An 18,529-nucleotide genomic window follows, 5' to 3' on the forward strand; every position below is an offset into this window, starting at 1 on the left:
AGGAGCAAGTGACAACCGCGGTCGAGCTTTCCGCGCCCGGCGCGCTCTCCCACCTGGACGCGCTCGAGGCCGAGGCGGTCCACATCTTCCGCGAGGTCGCGGGCGAGTTCGAGCGGCCGGTGATCCTCTTCTCCGGCGGCAAGGACTCCATCGTCATGCTGCACCTGGCGCGCAAGGCGTTCTGGCCGGCCCAGATCCCGTTCGCGCTGCTGCACGTCGACACCGGGCACAACTTCCCCGAGGTCATCGAGTACCGCGACCGCACGGTGGCCGAGCACGGGCTGCGCCTGTACGTGGGCCACGTGCAGGAGTTCATCGACAGCGGCCGCCTGCAGGAGCGCCCGGACGGCACCCGCAACCCGCTGCAGACCGTCCCGCTGCTCGACGCCATCGAGAAGAACCGCTTCGACGCGGTCTTCGGCGGCGGCCGCCGGGACGAGGAGAAGGCCCGCGCCAAGGAGCGTGTCTTCTCGCTGCGCGACGAGTTCGGCCAGTGGGACCCGCGCCGCCAGCGCCCCGAGCTGTGGAACCTGTACAACGGCCGGCACCGCGTGGGCGAGCACGTCCGGGTCTTCCCGCTGTCCAACTGGACCGAGCTGGACGTGTGGCAGTACATCGAGCGCGAGGAGATCCCGCTCCCGGAGATCTACTTCTCGCACGAGCGCGACGTCTTCCTGCGCAACGGCATGTGGCTCGCGCCCGGCGACTGGGGCGGCCCGAAGGAGGGCGAGGCGCTGGAGCGCCGCGTCGTCCGGTACCGCACGGTCGGCGACATGAGCTGTACCGGGGCGGTGGAGTCCCCGGCCACCACGGTGGCCGAGGTGATCGCCGAGATCGCGGTGAGCCGACTGACCGAACGGGGTGCCACGCGCGCGGACGACAAGCTGTCCGAGGCCGCGATGGAAGACCGCAAGCGCGAGGGATACTTCTAAATGACCAGCAACATTCCCGGCACCGCCGAGGGTTCGGCCGCCGTGGACGCGCCGGTGGGCCTGCTCCGGCTGGCCACCGCGGGCTCGGTCGACGACGGCAAGTCCACGCTCGTGGGCCGCCTGCTGCACGACTCCAAGTCGGTCCTGACCGACCAGCTGGAGGCGGTCGAGCGGGTCAGCCGCGACCGCGGCATGGAGGAGGCGGACCTCGCGCTCCTGACTGACGGCCTGCGCGCCGAGCGCGAGCAGGGCATCACCATCGACGTGGCGTACCGCTACTTCGCGACCGCCAAGCGCCGGTTCATCCTGGCCGACACGCCGGGCCACGTGCAGTACACCCGCAACATGGTGACCGGCGCGTCGACCGCCGAGCTGGCCGTGGTCCTGGTGGACGCCCGCAACGGCGTCGTCGAGCAGACCCGCCGGCACGCCGCGGTGGCCGCGCTGCTGCGCGTCCCGCACGTGGTCCTCGCGGTCAACAAGATGGACCTGGTCGACTACGACGAGGCCGTCTTCGCCTCGGTGGCCGACGAGTTCACCGCGTTCGCCAAGGAGCTCGGCATCCCGGACGTGACCACCATCCCGGTCTCCGCGCTGCGCGGCGACAACGTGGTGGACCCGTCCGCGCACATGGACTGGTACGGCGGCCCGACGCTCCTGGAGTACCTGGAGACCGTCGAGACCGGCGGCCAGGACGAGCAGGGGCCGGCGCGCTTCCCGGTGCAGTTCGTGCTGCGCCCGCAGAGCGACGACGAGTTCCGCGACTACCGCGGCTACGCGGGCCAGGTCGCGTCCGGCGTGTTCCGTACCGGCGACCCGGTCGTGGTGCTGCCGTCCGGCTCGCGTTCGACCATCGAGGGCATCGACCGGCTCGGCGCGACGGTGGACCGCGCGCAGGCCGGCGAGTCGGTCACGCTGCGGCTGTCGTCCGACGTGGACGTCTCGCGCGGCGACCTGATCGCCCCGGCCGAGGAGGCCCCGGTGGCCACCCAGGACATCGAGGCGACGGTCTGCCACGTGGCGGACAAGCCGCTGCGGCCCGGCGACCGGGTGCTGCTCAAGCACACCACCCGCACGGTCAAGGCGATCGTCCGGGAGATCCCCTACCGGGTCGACATCCAGACCCTCGAACGGCAGTCCGCGCCGGGCGAGTTGCACCCGAACGACATCGCGCACGTGGTGCTGCGGACCGCGCAGCCCCTCGCGCTCGACCCGTACGCGGCCGGGCGCCGCACCGGTTCCTTCCTCCTCATCGACGAATCCGACGGATCGACGCTGACGGCCGGCATGGCCGGTCCGGCGTTCGTGGACCGCGGCGGCGAGCCGGGCTCCACTACGGAGCGATGTCGCTAGCCGATCCTCCGGGATCCGGCCGACACCCGTAGCGCAAGTCCCGTTCCCCGTCCCGTCCATCAAAACCCGTCGAATTCCGTGCCCCTGCACGGTCACCCAGGGAAGGTCCCTCATGCCTGCTGCCCGCGTCCAGCGTCGCAGAACCGTACGTACCGTCATAGCCCTCGCAATTGTCCCGCTGCTCGCCGTGGTCTCCGCCTGCGGCTACGGCGACGACAAGGACAGCGACAAGACCGACCCCGCCGCCGCCCAGCAGTCCCCGGGCGCGTCCCAGGCCGGCAAGCCCGCCGGCACGTCCGCCTCCGAGCTGCGCCTCGGGTTCTTCGCGAACGTCACGCACGCGACGCCGCTGGTCGGTCTGAAGGAAGGCTTCTACGCCAAGGAGCTGGGCACCACCAAGATCACCCCGACGGTGTTCAACGCGGGCCCGGCGGCCATCGAGGCGCTCAAGGGCGGCTCGCTGGACGCCACGTACATCGGCCCGAACCCGTCGATCTCCGGCTTCACCTCGACCAACGGCGAGCTGCTGCGCATCGTCGCGGGCACCACCTCCGGCGGTGCCTCGCTGGTCGTCAAGCCGAACATCAACTCGGCCGCCGACCTCAAGGGCAAGAAGATCGCCTCGCCGCAGCTGGGCGGCACGCAGGACGTCGCGGTCCGCGCCTGGCTGGCGAAGAACAACCTCAAGACCGACACCAAGGGCGGCGGCGACGTCAGCATCGTGCCGACCGACAACGCCCAGACCCTCGCGCTGTTCAAGAGCGGCGAGCTGGACGGCGGCTGGCTGCCCGAGCCGTGGGCGACCCGCCTGGTCCAGGAGGCCGGCGGCAAGGTGCTGATCGACGAGCGCACGCTGTGGCCCGAGGGCAAGTTCGTCACCACGAACCTGATCGTCCGCAAGGACTTCCTGGAGAAGCACCCGGACACCGTCGAGGCGCTGCTCCGCGGCCAGCTGGCCACCACCGAGTTCATCAACGCGAACGCGGAGAAGGCCAAGGCCGACGTCAACGCGCAGCTCCTCGAGTACACCAAGAAGGAACTGCCCAAGCCGGTCATCGACGCGGCGTGGCCCAACATCGAGGTCACCAACGACCCGCTGGCCGCCTCGCTGCTCAAGCTCAAGGACGAGGGCGTGCACGTCGGAGTCACCAAGGACGCCGACATCAAGGGCATCTACGACCTGACGATCCTCAACAAGCTGCTGACCGCGAGCGGCAAGCCGGCCGTCCAGGACGCCGGACTCGGCAAGAAGTAGCAGGGCACCGGGGCGGGGCCACCACGAGTCGGCCCCGCCCCGCAGCACCGTACCGACCGCTTACCCGGCGACTCCCACCCGCGAAAGGCGGACGCGATGTCCCAGACCGTGCACGAGCAGCCGCTGACGGCCGCCGCTCCGGCGGCCGGCGAGAACGGCACCGCCGGTACCGGCGCGCCTGCCGTCCGCCTGTCCAAGGTCACCAAGGTCTTCGGCCGCGCGGACGGCGCGCCGGTCCTCGACAACATCGACCTGACCGTCGCCCCGGGCGAGTTCGTCTGCCTGCTGGGTGCGTCCGGGTGCGGCAAGTCGACCCTGCTCAACCTGGTCGCCGGGCTGGACAAGCCGAGCGCCGGCACCATCGAGGTCAACGGCGGCCGCCCGGCGCTGATGTTCCAGGAGCACGCGCTCTTCCCGTGGCTCAAGGCCGGCAAGAACGTCGAACTGGCCCTGAAGCTGCGCGGCGTGCCGCGCGAGCAGCGCCGCGAGGAAGCCCAGAAGCTGCTCGCGCTGGTCCGCCTGGACACCGCGTACGAGAAGCGCGTACACGAGCTCTCCGGCGGCATGCGGCAGCGCGTCGCGCTGGCCCGCGCGCTCGCGCAGTCCGGCGAGGTGCTGCTGATGGACGAGCCGTTCGCCGCGCTGGACGCGATCACCCGCGACGTGCTGCACGACGAGCTCACCCGCATCTGGGCGGACACCGGCCGCTCGGTCGTCTTCGTGACGCACAACGTGCGCGAGGCGGTCCGGCTGGCCCAGCGCGTGGTGCTGATGTCGTCCCGCCCGGGACGCATCGCCCGCGAGTGGACCATCGACATCCCGCAGCCGCGCCGCATCGAGTCGCCGGACGTCTCGGCGCTGTCCATCGAGATCACCGAACAGCTCCGTGGGGAGATCCGCCGCCATGGCAAGCACTGACCTGACGAAGACGGCCGCGGCGGATGTGCCGTCCTCCGACGACGTCGCGGGCCTGGAAGCCGGCCTGGACGCGCTGGAGACGTACGAGAAGGACCGCGCCCCGCTGTGGCGGACCGCGCTCGGCAAGATCGGCCCGCCGATCCTGGCCATCGCGTTCATGCTGCTGGTGTGGCAGATCGCCTACTGGGCCGAGGTCAAGCCCCGCTACGCGCTGCCGTCGCCGGCCGACGTGTGGGACGCGTTCATGGTCCAGTGGCAGGCCGGCGAGGTCCACCAGATCCTCTGGGTCAGCCTCGAACGCGCCTTCCTCGGCTTCCTGATGGCCATCGCGATCGGCACCCCGCTCGGCCTGCTGGTGGCCCGGGTGCGCTGGGTGCGCGCGGCGATCGGCCCGCTGCTGTCCGGTCTGCAGTCGCTGCCGTCGGTGGCCTGGGTGCCGCCGGCCGTCATCTGGTTCGGCCTGAACAACAGCGCGATCTACGCGGTCGTGCTGCTCGGTGCGGTCCCGTCGATCGCGCAGGGCATCGTCTCCGGCGTCGACCAGGTCCCGCCGCTGTTCATCCGGGCCGGGCGCGTGCTCGGCGCCACCGGCCTGCTGGGCGTGTGGCACGTGCTGCTGCCCGCCTCGCTGCCCGGCTACCTGGCCGGCCTCAAGCAGGGCTGGGCGTTCAGCTGGCGCTCGCTGATGGCTGCGGAGCTGATCGCCGCATCGCCGGACCTCGGGTACGGCTTGGGCCAGCTCATGAACCAGGGCCGCGACCTGGGCGACATGCCGATGATGCTCACCGCGGTCTTCATGATCCTGCTGGTCGGCATCGGCATCGAGCTGCTGTTCTTCTCGCCGCTGGAGAAGCTCGTGCTGCGCCAGCGCGGTCTGCTGATCTCCAAGTAGCCTCCTGTCCCTGCCCTCTTCTCCCCTCGGAACGACGCCCCCATGAGAACCGCACCCGCACCCGCGCTGCTGGCCATCGCGCACGGCAGCCGGGACCCGCGCCACGCCGCGACGGCCGAGTCGCTCGCGGCGCGGGTGCGGCGTGCCCGGCCGGGCGTGCGGGTGGAGGTGGCGTACCTGGACCACGACGGTCCGCGGGTGCCGGAGAAGCTGGCCGCACTGGCCGCGGACGGGGTCCGCGAGGCGGTGGCGGTCCCGCTGCTGCTGTCCACGGCGTACCACGCGAAGCACGACGTCCCGGCGATGCTCGATGCGGGCCGGCAGCTCCGGCTGCGGGTCCGCACCGCGGCCGCGCTCGGTCCGCATCCGCTGCTGCTCGCCGCGCTGGACCGCCGGCTGCGCGAGGCGGGCGTGTGGCCGGGCGACGACGCGTACGGCATCGTGCTCGCCTCGGCCGGCTCCACCGACGCCGCGGCGAACGCGGCGCTGACCGACCTGGCCCGCACCTGGCGCCGCACCGGCTGGGGCTCGGTGGTCACCGCCTTCGCCTCGGCGCTCAGCCCCGAGGTCGGCGAGGCGGTCCGCGACCTGCGGCGCACCGGCTTGGAGCGGGTTGCGGTCGCGACGTACATGCTGGCTCCGGGCTTCCTGCCGGACCGCATCGCCCGCCAGTCCGCCGAGTCGGGCGCCGACCTGGTGACCGTACCGGTCGGCGACACCGACGAGGTGGCCGCGCTGGCCGCGCTGCGGTACGACGAGGCGCTCGGCCTGGCCGGCGCCAAGAGCGCCTGAGGCCCCGAAAGGCCCCCCGTCCCGCTCGAATTGCCGAACGTCCCGGGTATGGAGGACGTCAATCTGTCGGAACAGAGTTGGCCTACCCAGTAGCATCTGACGCGTGATCGACACAGCTGCTGCCGAGCGGGCGGTGTTGGCGCGGGCCTGCAATACGGCGGGGATCGATCCCGGGGCGGCCGACGGCGCGGAACTCCTGGCTTTCGGCGAGAACGCGGTCTTCGCGCTGCCCGGGGTGGGGATAGTCGCGCGCATCGCGCGCGGGCCGCACCTCAAGGAGCGGGCCCGCCGTGAAGTCGCGGTCGCGCAGTGGCTGTGCGCGCTGGACTTCCCGACCGTGCGGCCCGCCGCGGCGGTGCCGGTGCAGCCTCTGGAGGTGTCCGAGCGGCCGGTCACCTTCTGGGAGATACTGCCGCCCGCCGACGGCACGCCGGACGTGCGCGACCTGGCGAAGCTGCTCAAGCGGCTGCATGCGCTGCCCGAACCGCCGTTCGCGCTGCCCCGGCGCGAACCGCTGGCGCTGGTGGAGACCTGGCTGGACTCCGCGGACGCGGCCGTGCACCTGGACGACCGGCGGTTCCTGCTGGACCGCAAGGCGGCGCTGGCCGAGGCGTACGCGCAGGTCCGCCCGGTGCTGGCGCCCGGGGTGATCCACGGCGACGCGCTGCTGCGCAATGTGGGCGTGCACGGGGGCCGGGCGGTGCTGCTCGACCTGGAGAACGTGGCATCCGATCTGCGCGAGCTGGACCTGATCCTGACCCCGATGGCCGCGGTGCGGTACGGGCTGCCGGAGGGCTCGGTCGAGCGGTTCGCGAGGAAGTACGGGTTCGACGTGACCGGATGGGACGGCTATCCGGTGCTGCGCGACGTGCGCGAACTGGCCGCCACCGCGTGGGTCGCCCAGCATGTTCCGGGCAATCCGGCGGCCGAGGAGGAGTTCGCGCACCGGGTGCGCTGCCTGCGCACCGGCGACACGACGTCGCGCTGGCACGCGTTCTGAGCTCTCCGCCGGGGATCCTCGGCGTACCGGGTGTGGTGCAGAACTCGCTGGACAGGTGACCGGGGCGGTCCGAGCATGAGCCCATGCTGACCACACTTCTCGCCTTCCTCGGCGCCTGCACGATCGTCGCGGCCGCGCCCGGCCCGAGCACCATGCTCATCATCAAGGAGTCGCTGCGCTCGAAGCGCGCCGGCTTCGCGACCGTGCTCGGCAACGAGACCGGCGTCTTCATCTGGGGTGTGGTGGCGGCGTTCGGGCTCACCGCGCTGCTGGCCGCGTCCGAGGTGGCGTACGACGTCATGCGGTACGTCGGAGCGGCGGTGCTGATCGTGTTCGGCATCCAGACACTGCGCGCGGCGTGGCGCGGGCAGGGCCAGGCGGACCTGGACGCGGACGTGAAGGTGCGCTCCCCGTGGGCGTCGTACCGGTCGGGGCTGGCGATCAACCTGGCCAACCCGAAGGCGGCGATCTTCGCGATGTCGTTCCTGCCGCAGTTCGTGCCGGCCGGGGCGCCGCAGCTGCCGACGATGATCGGGCTGGCCGCGCTGTGGGCGGTATTCGAGGTCGGCTACTACGGCACCTACGTGTGGTTCGTGGGCCGCATGAAGAAGGTCGTCTCGCGGGCCGGGGTCCGCAAGCGGCTCGAACAGGTCTCGGGCGGGGTCCTGTTGGTGCTCGGGGTGCGAATGGCCGTGGAGAGCTGAGGCATTCGCCTGCCGCTTCTCGCTTCGTGGATAGCGCGTCTCACCCCTTGGGATTCTGTCTCGGGGGACGGAACGGGCATTGCGGCGTGGTGTGACGCACGTACGATCGCTTCATGAACCGGAGGACACTGACCCGGCGCCGCGCGGTGGACTACTGCCGTGTGTGCAGCTGCGTGTGTCCGGCTTCGCGATGAACCCTCATCCGCAAGCCGTTCGCTTCCTCCGTTCTTAAGGACACCTGCCGCCATGACGCACACTCTGCTGCTTCCGCCTGCCCTGGACTCCTTCGCCGCCACCGACATCGTGCTGGAGGACGACGGCCTCCAGTTGGACCTGTCCGGCCGCACCGCGACCGTGGACGGCCGCCTGCTGCAGCTGACCTTCCTCGAATTCGGGCTGCTGGCCCACCTGTTGGGCAATCCGCGCCGGGTCTTCACGCGCCGCCAGCTGATGGACGCGGTGTGGGGCTATCCGGACTCCGGCGAGGGCCGCACCGTGGACGTGCACGTGGCGCGCCTGCGCCGCAAGGTCGGCGGCCGGCACAAGCGGCGGCTGTCGACGGTGCACCGGGTGGGCTACAAGTACCTGCCGTCCATCTGAGGACCCCGGGACCTCACACGGTCTCGTAGCGCTTGGCCTCGCGGGACATCGCAGGCTTCTGCGGTCGCGGGATCGGCGGGCGCACCGCTTTCAGGCGGTGCGCTTGCCGACCGCCCACAGCTGCTCGAACTCCTCGTCGAACAGCGCGAACAGGCCGCGCCGCGGGTCGGCGGCGTCGCTTCCGGCGCGCAGCACGAAGGACGGTGACTCCACGCCGCGCGCCCGGCGCAGGTACGGCTGGACCACGGCGGCGTCGCTGTCCACGAGGTAGGCGTTGAAGCGCGGCGTCTCCTCGTACACCCGGATCTCGATGCGGTCCGGTTCGGCGAGCTTCGCGCGGATCTTGCGGGCGTGCAGGATGTTCATGGTGGTGAGCCGGGACAGTATGCCGCGCTTCACGCCCTCCTCGCGCTCGCGCTGCCGCATCGCGTCGCCGGCCGGGTTGAGGAACAGCAGGCGCATGCGGCAGCCGGCCGCGGCCAGCCGGTGCAGTTCGCGGCCCGAGTAGTTCTGGCACAGCAGGTTGAGCGCGACGCCCATCGCGTCGATCGTGCGGGCCTCGCCGACCAGGTCGGCGAACGGCAACTTCCGCTGCAGCGCGGAGCGGTCCGGGAAGACCGCGACCATGTCGCCGTACCGGCCCGCGAACAGCTCCTCGACCGCGTCGAGGGCGAGGCGCTCCCCGGCGTGCCTGCCGAGCCGGCCGTCGAGCTCGGCCAGCACCTTGGTGCAGGCGCGCTCGACCTGGCGCAGCACGTCGGGCGACAGCACGCGGTTGCGGGCCACGATGTGCCGCCCGATCTCCACTTCCTCCAGGGCGCGTTCGAGCGACCGGCGGTCGGTGAGATAGGGCGCGAAGCACCACCAGTTGCGGACCAAGAGCTCGCGCAGCTGCGGGAGGGTCAGGAAGGCCACCAGGTCGTCGTCCGCGGGGTCCACGATGTAGCCGCGCCGCCGGCTCATCTCCCGGACCGCCTCGGCGCGTTCGACCCATTCGCTCTGGGTGGGGCCGGCCGCGGCGACCACCCAGGCGCCGTCGTCGTGCGCGGCGTGCTCGACGGTGCCGTACACCGGCAGCAGGACCTGGCGTACCACCGAGCGCAGGCGCTGCTCGACGAGGTTGAGGTACACGTACGCGCGGCCCGCGCGGCGGGCCCGCAGGAGGGCCGAGCTCCAGTCGTCCTCGGCCCACGACAGGTCGCCCGGTTCGAGCGGCTCGGGCACGATCGGCACGGGTCCGGACGGGGGCGGCGGGCCGCTGCCGTCGAGCTGCGGGAGGTCGCCGTCGTCGGCGGCGCTGCGCGGTCCGGGGAAGGGCAGCCGGGCGGCGTTCCCGTATCCGGGGCGGGTGTTGCCCTGGTCGCCGCCCGTGGTGCCGCCCTTGCCGCCGGTGGTGCCGTCGGATTCGCCGCCCGGTGCGGGCCGGGCCGGGTTGCGCGGGAGGCGGCCGGGTCCGGACTCCTCGGGCGCGGTCGGATCCGCCAGGTCGTCGCCCGGGCCGGCGGCCTTGTCCGCACCCTCCGTCCCGGCGTCCGGAAGATCGTCCGGCTCCGGGGCAGGCGGGTTCGGGCCCAGGTCGGTCATAGCGTCCCCAATCGCATGGTTCGGTCCTGCCGCCGCGGCGCCGCGCCCGGACGTCGGCGCGCGCCCGCGGTGCGGCGATCGCCCGGAACCGGTCGAGCGTACTTCAGGCGCACGGGTCGACCCGCCGTATACGCGCGTCAACGGTACGCGCAGTTACGGCAGTCCGGGTTGCGCCTTGCGGACCTATTAGTTGCGACACGGTGTTTCTACGGCAGGCAATCATGAGAGTTTGGACCATTCCTCGGCAATCATTGCCAACAGTCCACGGACCGGTGAGGGTGCTCCCTCAACTCGCGACTTCGGCGTGCCCGCATGAAACCGGGAGGCCGCCGCCGCCCGTCTGTACCGGCGAGAACCCCGTGGCACCAGCAGGAGGTCGCCATGATGGCCACGCCCAGCAGCACTGCCCACATGACGGGCATCGAGATCGACGCAGAGTTCGACCGGTACCGGCACGTCGTCGCGGAGATCTTCGACTGCCACCACCGCTCCCCCGAGACTCCGGAGACCGCCGGCGGTCCGGCCACCTGCACCTGCGGCTCGGCCTGGCCGTGCGCGCAGGAGATGCTGGCGGCCGAACTGCTCGACTGGATCTGACGGATCGGCACGGGCCCGCAGCCGCCGCGCTCCGGGCCTGGGCCCGGTGTGTCGGCCACCCATCCGGGGGAAGGCCGGCCACAAGGCGCGCATGAAGCGGCCGCGGTAGGCGAGGATGCGGGGGTAGCCCCGCTCGCACGCGCCGAGCACCACGTACCGAGACGTACCGAGACGACAGGTTGCCCATGCAGGTCTGGCCCGGACGCCCCTATCCGCTGGGCGCCACCTACGACGGCGCCGGCACGAACTTCGCGGTCTTCTCGGAGGCCGCGGAGCGCGTGTGGCTGTGCCTGATCGACGAGGACGGCGGCGAGGAGCGCATCGAACTGCGCGAGACCGACGCGTTCGTGCGGCACGCGTACCTGCCGGGGGTGCAGCCCGGGCAGCGGTATGGCTACCGCGTGCAGGGCCCGTTCGACCCGGCCGCGGGGAACCGCTGCAATCCGCACAAGTTCCTGCTGGACCCGTACGCGAAGGCGATGTCCGGCGAGATCACCTGGCACCAGGCGGTCTACGGCTACTCGTTCGACCATCCGGACCTGCCCAACGAGGGCGATTCGGGGCCGTACATGTCGACCTCGGTCGTGGTGAACCCGTACTTCGACTGGGGCAACGACCGGCCGCCGCGCATCGAGTACCACGACACCGTCATCTACGAGGCGCACGTCAAGGGCCTCACCCAGATGCACCCGGGGCTGCCCGAGGAGATCCGCGGCACGTACGCGGCACTGGGCCATCCGGTGATCATCGACCATCTGGTGGACCTGGGCGTCACGGCCATCGAGCTGATGCCGGTGCACCAGTTCGTGCACGACCACCGGCTGACCCGGCTGGGCATGCGCAACTACTGGGGCTACAACACGATCGGCTTCTTCGCGCCGCACAACGCGTACTCGTCGACCGGCGAGCGCGGGCAGCAGGTGCAGGAGTTCCGCTCGATGGTGAAGGCGCTGCACGCGGCCGGCATCGAAGTGATCCTGGACGTGGTCTACAACCACACCGCGGAGGGCAACCACCTGGGCCCGACGCTGTCGTTCCGCGGCCTCGACAACCAGTCGTACTACCGGCTCGCCGACGACAAGCGGTACTACCTCGACACCACCGGCACCGGCAACTCGCTGCTGATGCGCAGCCCGCACGTGCTGCAGCTGATCATGGACTCGCTGCGGTACTGGGTCACCGACATGCACGTGGACGGCTTCCGCTTCGACCTCGCGGCCACGCTGGCCCGGCAGTTCCACGAGGTGGACCGGCTCTCGTCGTTCTTCGACGTGGTGCAGCAGGACCCGGTGGTCTCGCAGGTCAAGCTGATCGCCGAGCCGTGGGACGTGGGCGAGGGCGGCTACCAGGTCGGCAACTTCCCGCCGCTGTGGACCGAGTGGAACGGCAAGTACCGTGACACGGTCCGGGACTTCTGGCGCGGCGAGGAGCGCACGCTGGCCGAGCTGGGCTCGCGGCTGACCGGCTCCTCGGACCTGTACCAGGACGACGGCCGCCGCCCGATCGCCTCGATCAACTTCGTGACCTGCCACGACGGCTTCACGATGCGCGACCTGGTGTCGTACAACGACAAGCACAACGAGGCCAACGGCGAGGACAACCGGGACGGCGAGAGCTACAACCGGTCCTGGAACTGCGGCACCGAGGGCGACACGGACGATGCGGCGATCCTGACCCTGCGGGCCCGGCAGCAGCGCAACATGATGGCCACCCTGCTGCTCTCCCAGGGCGTGCCGATGATCTCGCACGGCGACGAGTTCGGCCGCAGCCAGGGCGGCAACAACAACGCGTACTGCCAGGACGGCGAACTGGCGTGGGTGCACTGGCCGGACAAGGACGAGCCGGGCGAGCTGCACGCCTTCACGCGCATGCTCACCCGGCTGCGGCACAAGCACCCGGTCTTCCGGCGCCGCCGCTTCTTCCACGGCCGCCCGATGCAGGGCACCCACGACGAGCTGTCCGACATCGCGTGGTTCACCCCGGCCGGCGAGGAGATGACGGACGCGGACTGGCGCGAGGCCACCGCGAAGTCGCTCGCGGTCTTCCTCAACGGCCAGGCCATCAGCGAGCCGGACCCGCGCGGCCAGCCGATCTCGGACGACTCGTTCCTGCTGCTGTTCAACGCGTCGCACGAGGATCTGGCGTTCCACATCCCGCTCAACCACGGCAGCGAGTGGACCGTGCTGGTCGACACCGCGGACGCGGGCTGCGCGACGCGCGACCCGAAGGACCACCCGAAGGTCCGGGCCGGCGAGCAGTGGCAGGTGCCGGCCCGGGCGATGGCGCTGCTGCAGCGGCCGCAGGCGTGAGACGGCCCGGGCCGGGGAACCGGTCCGGCGGTGCGGCCGGGCGACCGTCCCGGCCGGACGTCGGGACCACGGACTCCGGAGGGCTGATGAGCGGGGCGGATGAGACGACGGCGTACGACGTGGTGGTCGTGGGCGCGGGACCGGCCGGTGAGAACGTCGCGGACCGGGTGCGGGCCGCCGGGCTGAGCTGCGCGGTGGTGGAGGGCGAACTGGTCGGCGGCGAGTGCTCGTACTGGGCCTGCGTGCCCAGCAAGGCGATGCTGCGGCCCGCCCAGGCGCTGGCCGATGTGCGGCGGTTGCCGGGTGCCGCGCAGGCCGTGCACGGTCCGCTGGATGCGGCCGCGGTGCTCGCCCGGCGCGACGAGATGGTCGGGCACCGGCACGACGACGGCCAGGTCGCGTGGGTCGAGGGCATCGGCGCGGTGCTCGTGCGCGGTCACGGGCGGCTTGCCGGGCCGCGGCGGGTCGAGGTGACTGCGGCGGACGGCGGCGTGAGCGTGTTGGCCGCGCGGCATGCGGTGGTCGTCGCGACCGGCAGCCGCGCAGTACTCCCGGACCTGCCCGGGGTGGCGGACGTGCACCCGTGGACCAGCCGGGAGGCCACCTCTGCGACGTCGGTGCCGGGGCGCCTCGCGGTGGTCGGCGGCGGTGTGGTGGGCGTCGAGATGGCATGCGCGTGGCAGGCCCTCGGTGCGCAGGTCACGCTGCTGGTCCGCGGTGCGGCGGTGCTGGAGCAAATGGAGCCGTTCGCGGGCGAGCTGGTCGTCGAGGGGCTGCGCGCGTCGGGCGTCGACGTGCGCTTCGGTACGTCGGTGACCGCGGTGGAACGCCCCGATCCGGCGGGTCCGGTGCGGGCGACGCTCGACGGCGGCAGTGTCCTGGAAGCCGACGAGATCCTCTTCGCGACCGGCCGCGCGCCGCGCAGCGCCGACCTGGGGCTGGAGACCGTGGGCCTGACGCCGGGGTCATGGTTCGCGACCGACGAGAGCTGCCGGGTCGAGGCGGTCCCGGACGGGTGGCTGTACGCGGTCGGCGACGCGAACCGCCGTGCGCTCCTCACCCACCAGGGCAAGTACCAGGCGCGGATCGCGGGATCGGCGATCGCGGTCCGCGCGGCCGGCGGCACGGCGGACACCGGCCGCTGGGGTGCGCAGGCCGCGACCGCCGACACCGCGGCGGTCCCGCAGGTGGTGTTCGCCGACCCGGAGGCCACCGCGGTCGGTCTGAACGCGCGGCAGGCCGAGGCGGCCGGGTTGCGCACGCGTGTGGTCGACTACGAGATCGGCTCGGTGTCCGGTGCGTCGCTCTACGCGGAGGGCTACCGCGGCCGGGCGCGCATGGTGGTCGACCTGGACCGGGAGTGCGTGGTCGGCGCGACGTTCGTGGGGCCCGGCGTCGCGGAGCTGCTGCACTCCGCGACGGTCGCGGTGGCCGGCGAGGTGCCGATCGCGCGTTTGTGGCATGCGGTCCCGGCGTACCCGACGATCAGCGAGGTGTGGCTGCGGCTGCTGGAGGCGTACCGGGACGGCGAGGGCAAGGACGGCAGCTGACGCATCGGGCCGTGCGCGCCCGGCCGTCCTCCGCCCTCCCGCGGACCGGCTCCTGTCCGGCTTCGGCGGCTCAGCGGGCGCCGTCGAGGAGTTCGGTGAAGCCGTACTGGCGGTGCGGGCCGAAGATGATCTGCTCCAGGAAGCCGACGCCCTCGCGGTCGCCGATGCGGGCCTTCACGACGTGGTGCAGGTGCTGCGCGGTGAAGTCGCCCGGGTCGGCCTCGTCGAGCTTCCAGGTCTCGCGGCCGGTCGCGTCCTCGCCCTTCCACAGCCCGTGGCCCCACTCGGGCGAGGTGTAGCCGAGGCCCTTCATCATGATGTGCCGCAGCGGTTCGAGTTCGAGGGTCTGGGTGCTGCCGTCCGGCATCCGCACGTCGAACTCGGCGCGGGTGACGCGGCGCGTGCCGGGGGCGAACGTGAGCCGGTCGCCGAGGGGTTCCAGGCGCAGGACGCCCGCGTCGCCGTGCCCGGTGACCTGCGGGACCCGGTCGTACGGCCGGTCCGGGGCGGGGATCGCGAACCCGTCGCCGCGCCAGATCTCGCCGCCCGGCTTCTGGAAGTAGCCCAGCGTGCGGCACTCGTCGGCGAAGTGGACCGGCGCCCAGAGCCAGGCGTTCGGCAGCTGCGACGCGGGGCGTCCCTGCGGCTGCGCGCCGACCGGGCGCACGCCCCAGGAGCGGTCCCGCACGCCGACCACGTCGGCGTGCGCCAGCTCGGTGGTCTCGCCGTCGACCGTCACCTGCCCGGCCCACGTGCCGAACTGCAGGAAGCGGGCCATGTCGACCATGACGCGGCCGACGCCGTCATGCATCACGGTGTGGTCCTCTTCGAGCGCCCCGACCCGCGCCCGCCACTCCAGGTCGGCGGTGATGCCGGTGGAGTTGTCGGCGATGGTGATCACCAGGTGCCGCATCGGCTCGGCGACCCGGAGGCGGAAGGGGCCCACGCCGGTGCTCGCGGGGTCGGCAGGGGCGGGGCCGGAGGCGTGGAAGGCGTCCTGCACACCGCCGCGCGAGATGGACAGGTGCGCGTCGGCCACCCCGAGGTTGGCGTACCGCCCGAACGCCGCCTCGACGATGAACCGCCCGCTCCGCTCGGCGGCGCCGAACCAGTAGCGCCCGTACGCGTTCCGGTCACTGCTCGCGGGCACCGCCACCGGCATCGGCGTCTGGTGCACGGGGAAGTCGTCGAAGCTGGTCAGCACGTCCGGGCCTCCGATTCTCGGGACGATCCCCCGGATTGTTGACCAGCACAACAAAAATTGCCAGGGGTGGCGGACCCGGGCGGGGCCGGGCTCAGGGCACGGCATCACCACTCATATGGAGCAACACGGCGTGTCGCGGAGACACACCGGGCACTGGTTCCGCATGACGCCACCCGTGGTCCCCACCGGGACGTACCGTCTGCAGCTCCAGCCTGATTTCGGGTTCGCCGAGGCGGCGGACGCCGTGCCGTACTTGGCCGCGCTGGGGGTCAGCCATCTGTATCTGTCGCCGATCCTGCGCGCGGTGCCCGGGTCCACCCACGGGTACGACGTGGTCGACCACGCGCAGGTCTCCCCCGAGCTCGGCGGGGAGGCGGGGTTCCGGGTGCTGGCCGCCGAGGCGCAGTCGCACGGGCTCGGGATCGTGGTCGACATCGTGCCGAACCACATGGCGGTGCCCGCGCCGGAGTCGCTGAACCGGCAGTTCTGGTCGGTGCTGGAGCACGGGCGGGAGTCGCCGTATGCGGGGTGGTTCGACATCGACTGGGATGCGGGCGGAGGGAAGGTCCTGCTGCCGGTGCTGGGGGCGCCACTCGACGTGGCCGTGGCGGACATAAGGGCGACGGACGAAGGGGTCCGGTACTTCGAGCACGCCTTTCCCCTGCGTGCGGGGACCGCGGACATGCCGCTGCGGGCTGCGCTGGATGCGCAGCACTACCGGCTGGCCGACTGGCGCGAGGGCGACCTGCGCGGCAACTACCGCCGGTTCTTCACCATCACCTCGCTCATAGGGCTGCGGCAGGAGGACGAGGCGGTCTTTGCGGCCACCCATGCGGTCATCCTGCGGCTGGTCCGCGAGGGGCTGATCCAGGGGCTGCGGGTGGACCATCCGGACGGGCTGGCCGATCCGCGCGGGTATCTGCGGCGGCTGCGGGCCGCGACGTCCGACGAGACGTGGATCGTGGTCGAGAAGATCCTGACCGGCGGAGAGCACCTGCCCGCCGACTGGGACTGCGCCGGGACCACCGGGTACGACGTGCTGCGCCGGGTGGACGGTGTCTTCACGGATCCGGAGGGCGCCGAGGAACTGCGGGCGCTGCACCACGAGCTGACCGGGGCGTCCGATCCGGGGTTCGCGCCGGTCGCGCGGGTGGGGAAGCTGGAGGTCCTGGAGTCCGGGCTGGTTGCGGAAGTGGCGCGGCTGGAGCGGGTTTTGGAGTGGATCGGGGTGCACGAGCCGGACCGCGGCGATGCGCTGAGGGAACTGCTGGCGTCGGTGCCTGCGTACCGGCCGTACGTGGTGCCCGGGGAGCCGGCTCCGGCCGAGGCGGCGGCGCTGCTGGGGGCGGCGCTGACCGAGGTGCCGGGGCGCCTGGCGGCGACCGCGCGGCACATTGTGGATGCGGCGCTGGGGCATGAGGGGGGTTCGGGCGGTTCGGGCAGGTCGGCGGGCGGCGAGTTTGCGGTGCGGTTCGCGCAGGTGGCCTCGGCGGTCGCCGCCAAGGGCGTCGAGGACCGGGCGTTCTACCGCTGGTACGTGCTGAGTTCGCTCAACGAGGTGGGCGGCGAGCCGGACCATGTGGGGCTGCCGTTGGAGGCCTTCCACGACTACGCGCGTGAGCTGCAGGCCACCTTCCCGGACACCATGACGACGTTGTCCACGCACGACACCAAGCGCAGCGAGGACGTCCGGGCGCGACTCGCGGTGCTGGCCGAGATGCCGGCGGAGTGGGCGTCGGTCGTCCGCGGCTGGGAGAAGGCCGCGCAACGGCACCGCGGTGAGCCGGGCCCGGACCGGTACGACAGCTATCTGCTGTGGCAGACGCTGGTCGGCGCGGGGCCGGTGAGCGTGGAGCGCATGCAGGGCTACCTGCTGAAGGCGATGCGCGAGGCCGGCCGGTCGACGTCGTGGACGGCACCGGACCGGGCGTACGAGCGGGCCGTCGCCGACTACGTCACGGCGGTCCTGAATGACCGCGAACTTCAGTCTTCCGTACAGGAGTTCGTGACGCGTATCGGTGATGCGGCGCGTACGGCGGCGCTGGGCGCCAAACTGGTCCAACTGGCCATGCCGGGCGTGCCGGACGTCTACCAGGGAGGTGAGGGGGTACTGCGTACTCTCGTGGACCCCGACAACCGGGCCCCGGTGGACTTCGAGGCCGGGGCGGCACGGCTGGCGCATCTGGACGCGGGCGGCGCGTGCCGCGATCTGGACGACGAGAAGACGCTGGTGACGTCGGCTGCGTTGCGGTGGCGCCGGCGCGACCCGGCGGCGTTCGGGCGCGAGGGGCGGTACGCGGCGGTCCATGCGCACGGGCCGGCGGCCGCGCATCTGCTGGGGATGCGCCGCGGTTTCACGGTGGCGCTCGCGACCCGCCTGCCGCTGGGGCTCGCGGCGGCGGGCGGCTGGGGCGAGACGCGCCTGGACCTGTGGAAGGGCACATGGACCGACTTGCTGACGGGCCGCCGGATCGCCCGGGACGCCCCGGTGGCGGAGGTACTCGCGCGTCTGCCGGTGGCGCTGCTGGAGGACGGGGCGCACTGACGGCGACGGGAGAGGCGGGGCGTGCTGGACCGATGGGAGGGGACGACGCGCAGTGCATCCGCAGGGCGCGCACGGAACCCCATCGGAACCGTGCTCGGCCGCCACTCGGAAACGGCCTCTTCGGAGACCCGGCTCGGAAGCCCTTTTCGAGCCGCCCTGCCTGGAGCCACCCTGCCTCGATCCCCCCGCCGCGCGCCCCGCTGCGCCCCCCGCCTCGAACCGCCCCGCTGAAACCCACCCTTTCGAGACCCACCCACCCCGGAACCCACCCACCCCGCCCGTCCGTTGTGGCCG

15 protein-coding genes are annotated in these 18,529 nt (G+C 72.2%); 13 read left to right on the forward strand and 2 right to left on the reverse strand.

The genetic code is table 11. The features are described from left to right. The first annotated feature begins 8 nt into the window (after positions 1-8). The 9 genes from cysD (at position 9) to LZ495_RS03220 (ending at position 8,446) form a co-directional block, all read left to right on the forward strand. A complete protein-coding gene (gene cysD / locus LZ495_RS03180) occupies positions 9-932 on the forward strand; it encodes a sulfate adenylyltransferase subunit CysD (RefSeq protein ID WP_235050275.1) in 924 nt (307 codons plus the stop codon). Continuing rightward, positions 933-2,285 (forward strand): sulfate adenylyltransferase subunit 1, encoded by a 1,353-nt coding sequence (locus LZ495_RS03185; protein WP_235050276.1) that lies wholly within the window; start codon positions 933-935, stop codon positions 2,283-2,285. A gap of 112 nt (positions 2,286-2,397) precedes the next feature. Next, on the forward strand, positions 2,398-3,540 hold the full coding sequence (locus tag LZ495_RS03190) for an ABC transporter substrate-binding protein (RefSeq protein WP_235050277.1): 1,143 nt from the start codon (positions 2,398-2,400) through the stop codon (positions 3,538-3,540). Positions 3,541-3,636: 96 nt separating this feature from the next. Further along, positions 3,637-4,458 (forward strand): ABC transporter ATP-binding protein, encoded by an 822-nt coding sequence (locus tag LZ495_RS03195; RefSeq protein WP_235050278.1) that lies wholly within the window; start codon positions 3,637-3,639, stop codon positions 4,456-4,458. Continuing rightward, positions 4,445-5,350 carry an ABC transporter permease gene (locus LZ495_RS03200; RefSeq protein ID WP_235050279.1) on the forward strand — a complete coding sequence of 302 codons (906 nt, stop codon included), beginning with the start codon at positions 4,445-4,447 and terminating at the stop codon, positions 5,348-5,350. The genes LZ495_RS03195 and LZ495_RS03200 overlap by 14 nt, the downstream gene beginning before the upstream one ends. A 42-nt stretch (positions 5,351-5,392) precedes the next feature. After that, on the forward strand, positions 5,393-6,142 hold the full coding sequence (locus tag LZ495_RS03205) for a sirohydrochlorin chelatase (RefSeq protein WP_235050280.1): 750 nt from the start codon (positions 5,393-5,395) through the stop codon (positions 6,140-6,142). A 103-nt stretch (positions 6,143-6,245) separates the two neighbouring features. Next, on the forward strand, positions 6,246-7,142 hold the full coding sequence (locus LZ495_RS03210; protein ID WP_308267556.1) for an aminoglycoside phosphotransferase family protein: 897 nt from the start codon (positions 6,246-6,248) through the stop codon (positions 7,140-7,142). A gap of 83 nt (positions 7,143-7,225) precedes the next feature. Further along, positions 7,226-7,846: a LysE family translocator gene (locus tag LZ495_RS03215; protein WP_235050281.1), complete on the forward strand. Its 621-nt coding sequence runs from the start codon at positions 7,226-7,228 to the stop codon at positions 7,844-7,846. Positions 7,847-8,092: 246 nt separating this feature from the next. Further along, entirely contained in the window at positions 8,093-8,446 is a 354-nt protein-coding gene (locus LZ495_RS03220) for a winged helix-turn-helix domain-containing protein (RefSeq protein ID WP_308267557.1), read from the forward strand. 90 nt (positions 8,447-8,536) lie between these two features. Here LZ495_RS03220 and LZ495_RS03225 read toward each other — a convergent pair whose 3' ends face one another. Beyond that, on the reverse strand, positions 8,537-10,030 hold the full coding sequence (locus LZ495_RS03225) for a DUF5919 domain-containing protein (protein ID WP_268822192.1): 1,494 nt from the start codon (positions 10,028-10,030) through the stop codon (positions 8,537-8,539). A gap of 381 nt (positions 10,031-10,411) precedes the next feature. On the opposite strand from LZ495_RS03225, the gene LZ495_RS03230 reads away from it, so the two are divergent. The 3 genes from LZ495_RS03230 to LZ495_RS03240 all read left to right on the forward strand — a co-directional run bounded on the left by LZ495_RS03230 (position 10,412) and on the right by LZ495_RS03240 (position 14,486). Further along, positions 10,412-10,627, forward strand: coding sequence for a hypothetical protein (locus LZ495_RS03230; RefSeq protein WP_235050282.1), 216 nt, complete (start codon positions 10,412-10,414; stop codon positions 10,625-10,627). A 185-nt stretch (positions 10,628-10,812) separates the two neighbouring features. Continuing rightward, the gene (gene glgX / locus LZ495_RS03235; protein ID WP_235050283.1) at positions 10,813-12,936 is read left to right on the forward strand and encodes a glycogen debranching protein GlgX; all 2,124 of its coding nucleotides are present in this window, start codon (positions 10,813-10,815) and stop codon (positions 12,934-12,936) included. Between the two features lie 86 nt (positions 12,937-13,022). Further along, a complete protein-coding gene (locus LZ495_RS03240) occupies positions 13,023-14,486 on the forward strand; it encodes a dihydrolipoyl dehydrogenase family protein (RefSeq protein ID WP_235050284.1) in 1,464 nt (487 codons plus the stop codon). A 70-nt stretch (positions 14,487-14,556) separates the two neighbouring features. On the opposite strand, the gene LZ495_RS03245 is transcribed toward LZ495_RS03240, so the two are convergent. Continuing rightward, the gene (locus tag LZ495_RS03245; protein WP_235050285.1) at positions 14,557-15,690 is read right to left on the reverse strand and encodes an Rv3169 family protein; all 1,134 of its coding nucleotides are present in this window, start codon (positions 15,688-15,690) and stop codon (positions 14,557-14,559) included. Between the two features lie 130 nt (positions 15,691-15,820). Between LZ495_RS03245 and treY the strand changes: the two genes are divergently transcribed. Continuing rightward, positions 15,821-18,235, forward strand: coding sequence for a malto-oligosyltrehalose synthase (gene treY / locus LZ495_RS03250; RefSeq protein ID WP_308267558.1), 2,415 nt, complete (start codon positions 15,821-15,823; stop codon positions 18,233-18,235). Positions 18,236-18,529: the final 294 nt, after the last annotated feature.

The sequence above is a fragment of the Yinghuangia soli genome (assembly GCF_021502675.1).
GTDB lineage: Bacteria > Actinomycetota > Actinomycetes > Streptomycetales > Streptomycetaceae > Yinghuangia > Yinghuangia soli.